The 3192-nt window shown below is 40.8% G+C and carries 3 protein-coding genes; all 3 read right to left on the reverse strand.

Annotated features, from left to right (window positions below):
- Positions 1 to 261: 261 nt before the first annotated feature.
- The 3 genes from JN080_RS28550 to JN080_RS28560 are packed head-to-tail and all read right to left on the reverse strand — an operon-like array spanning position 262 to position 2972.
- Positions 262 to 1062, reverse strand: coding sequence for an ExeA family protein (locus tag JN080_RS28550; protein WP_256239317.1), 801 nt, complete (start codon positions 1060 to 1062; stop codon positions 262 to 264).
- Entirely contained in the window at positions 1055 to 2410 is a 1356-nt protein-coding gene (locus JN080_RS28555) for a DDE-type integrase/transposase/recombinase (protein ID WP_256239318.1), read from the reverse strand. Before JN080_RS28555 ends, JN080_RS28550 begins: the two co-directional genes overlap by 8 nt.
- A 40-nt stretch (positions 2411 to 2450) precedes the next feature.
- Entirely contained in the window at positions 2451 to 2972 is a 522-nt protein-coding gene (locus tag JN080_RS28560) for a DUF6431 domain-containing protein (protein ID WP_256239319.1), read from the reverse strand.
- Between the last annotated feature and the right edge of the window lie 220 nt (positions 2973 to 3192).

The following is a 3192-nucleotide window of genomic DNA, read 5'->3' on the forward strand; positions in this document are numbered from 1 at the left end:
AGCGGTATTGAGCTTCCCTTACACATTAATTTTCAATCTCATAGATCTCATTAATCCGCAAATTCACCTTCACCCGATTTGGTCCTATTTCCACATACCATAATCGCTATCCAGCTAATCCCAAACGGCAAGGGACCCTAAAATCTTTACCTAGGCACAGTTTAAAAGATTCCCCAGGATCCATAGCCATTCCACAATCTCCTTCATTCTTTAACCAACAGCCATACTCCTTGTAATACCACACGTATATCTGTTTATGCTTCATGATAGCTCTCCCTGAATAACATGTTTCACCATATGATCATCAATGATGCGACGCGCATTTTGAGATCCATACAGGAGGCTGTGTGTACAAACTTTATTGATAAGCCTTGGAGTTCCTCCAGAAAACCGATGTATCTCTTCCAAAGCACCGTCTGAAAAGATTTGTTGGTCAACCCCGGCATACTCTAGATGTCGAGAGACATACTCATCCACTTGTGCCCGATCATAGTGGCTCAATTTGAACTGAATATCAATTCTTTGGCGTATTGCTGCGTATGATTGAAGACGAAGACGATCCCATAGCTCACTTTGCCCTACAAGTATAAGGGCCATCGGACTTTGTGCATCCATTTTGAAATTAAGTAAGAATCGAACTTCCTCAAGCATCTCACGATCTAGAAGGTGTGACTCATCAACTACGACAACTGGCTGAATTCCATGAATGCCTCTCATTAACTCAATTTCTCGATGAAGCTGTCGTTTGGCGTCACCCCTATAAAACTTAGCCTCCGATCCTAGTTGTTCTAACAACCCTTTATAAAAATGCCTAGGTGTCAGTTTTGAATCTGATAAATAAAGCACTTGAAATTTCCCTTGATCAAGACCATCGACAAATTTCCGAATCGTTGTTGTTTTCCCTGTACCGCAATCCCCAGTTAAAACGGCAAATAGTTGCCTTTCTGCGGTATACTTTAACCGCCCTAAAACTTCTTGCATCGTAAATGAATCATAAAGTTGAGTAGTAGGGACATCCCTTGTAAACGGGGTGTTCTTCATTCCATAAAAAGCTTCAAACATGATCGCCGTCCTCCTTCCAAACAGCACGGAAAGACACGGCTGGAGCTTGTTCGATTTTTCTTTCTTGATGTTTTCGTTCGGCTGCTTTTAGTAACCTAGAAGAATCAGCTTCATGTGCCTGGAGATGTGAGGGCAATGTTGGTCGTTTTCCGGATCTTTCTCCAATCACAAGTTTTTTGGCTTTCCAAGGAGAATGTCCCTCATATTCAATCGTTAACTCTTCCAAATCTGAAGGGTCATAGACAATGTCTACCTGACGTCCAATAAAAGAAAGACCAACTTCATATTTTTGATCCATAAAACTAATGCATCCCGATTTATCTACTTTTCTTGTTTCGCAATGTAAGAATGCATTCGCTAATCTATCTGGATCAATAAAGCGAAGAGCTTTTTTATCACTTCGAAATGCAGCTTCGGGACTAATATTTTCACCAAGACCTGAGTGGGACTTATTTTGATAACACTCGGATAACCAAACTTGAAAAAGTTCATTCAGTCTATCCAAGGAATTAGGCTTTTCGAGGGCCGCTTCCCCTAAGAAAGAATCTACGACCCTATTAAAGCGTTCAACCTTTCCCTTTGATTCGGCCGCATATGGCTTTGCGTAAATAAGGCGTGTACCCAATTTTGAACATGTACGAGTCATCCATTTGGTTCGATACTGTTTACCATTATCAAAGTAAACAGCTTCAGGGACCCCGTATTTTTGGATGGCATTTCTAAAAGCGTCCTCGATTATTCTAGAATCAAGGGTAGGGTAGAAGGCTCCATGAAGAATAAATCGAGTCGCATCATCTATTATAGCCACTAAGTAAACCTGCTTTTTTGTGCAATTTGGTCCAATAGGCAAATAAGGCCCAAACTTAATGTCAGATTGCCACAACTGATTCCGATGACGCTTCTGAAATCGTCTAGCAGCTATTCCTGATTGGGAGTATAGCTTCATTTGGCGAGAACTATATCCTTTTTCTGTTAATTTTTCTTGAAGAGTAGAACGTTTTAGCTGGCCAGGTTCTGCCAATCCCTCCCACTCAAGAATTTGAATAATTTGCGAAATACTTCTAGTAGGAGCTTCTTTTCGGAGGAGAATCGCTTGTTCCAATAAATGCGGGGGTATAGCTTCTCTTTTCATTTTTCCCGAAATTCCTTTTGGTTTTAACCCTCCAAAACCTTCATTACGGTACTGTTCAAGGTAACGTCTAATCGTCCTTTCAGAAAGACCGCTGGTCTTACATATTTGGTTTTTCAATTTCTTTGCTTTTCCAGCATCTAGCCCTTCTGCCAAGAGAGGGGAAATGAGCTGAAACCGTTGTACTGCAATTTCTTCTGCTTTTTTTTGATCTCTCATGATAACACTCCTCTACATATGTGATTATCATGAGTGTAACTCAGCTATCTTCGGACAAGAATGCAGAACGGGTATGTAGCCACAAATTAAAATTCACAATCGGATGGACAATTCTTTCTAGCCATCTGGGGGCATTCCCCACCAGCCGCCCTATTCTTTGAAGTGCAGTCTCTGAATTTGCGGACGTCAAATTCAAAGGGCCCTTTTCCTGTTTCGTTCGAAGCACAATAGATAAGAGGCAATTAGCCCAATAATCTACGAATTGATTAAACCATTCAAACCAACGAAATATGGTAGATTCATCAGCTGGAACGTCATGTGTAGAAGGGTTCGAAAGAACCGACTCTAAACACTCTGCCTCATATCTCTTATATGGAACTAAGAAATCTGGTAATTCATGATGTATGCGACCGCAATGATCACAACACAATCGCCTGATATTATATATTTTTGTCTCTCCAGACCTTTCTCTTGATTTTCTATCTCTAGTACCAATTACGCTCATGCTTTTCCCACAACAGGGCGAAGGAATCCTCCCCGCACCCCTAACTAAAAACCCCATTATTTTCAATTAGTTTATAATCTGTTACAATAATCATAGTTTCTTTTTGGGGACGTCTCCCGTATATCTGTTGGCGCAGATATACATTATGGGAGGCGTCTTTTCCTTTCCCCAGAATTATAAATGTCGAAATGTTTAGAATTCTATACGGACATTATATCCGTCTAATTCTGGACAGGCAATACCGTCAACTTTCGGTCATTTGGGGAGGGCAATAACA

Origin of the sequence: Bacillus sp. EB600 (genome assembly GCF_024494385.1) — a bacterium.
In the GTDB taxonomy this organism is placed as follows: Bacteria; Bacillota; Bacilli; order Bacillales; family Cytobacillaceae; genus JAEVLT01.

What these genes read in the sequence shown, in the direction of transcription:
- JN080_RS28555 (WP_256239318.1), bottom strand. Translation starts at nt 2,410, where the DNA reads ATGAGAGATCAAAAAAAAGCAGAAGAAATTGCAGTACAACGGTTTCAG.
- JN080_RS28550 (WP_256239317.1), bottom strand. Translation starts at nt 1,062, where the DNA reads ATGTTTGAAGCTTTTTATGGAATGAAGAACACCCCGTTTACAAGGGAT.
- JN080_RS28560 (WP_256239319.1), bottom strand. Translation starts at nt 2,972, where the DNA reads ATGGGGTTTTTAGTTAGGGGTGCGGGGAGGATTCCTTCGCCCTGTTGT.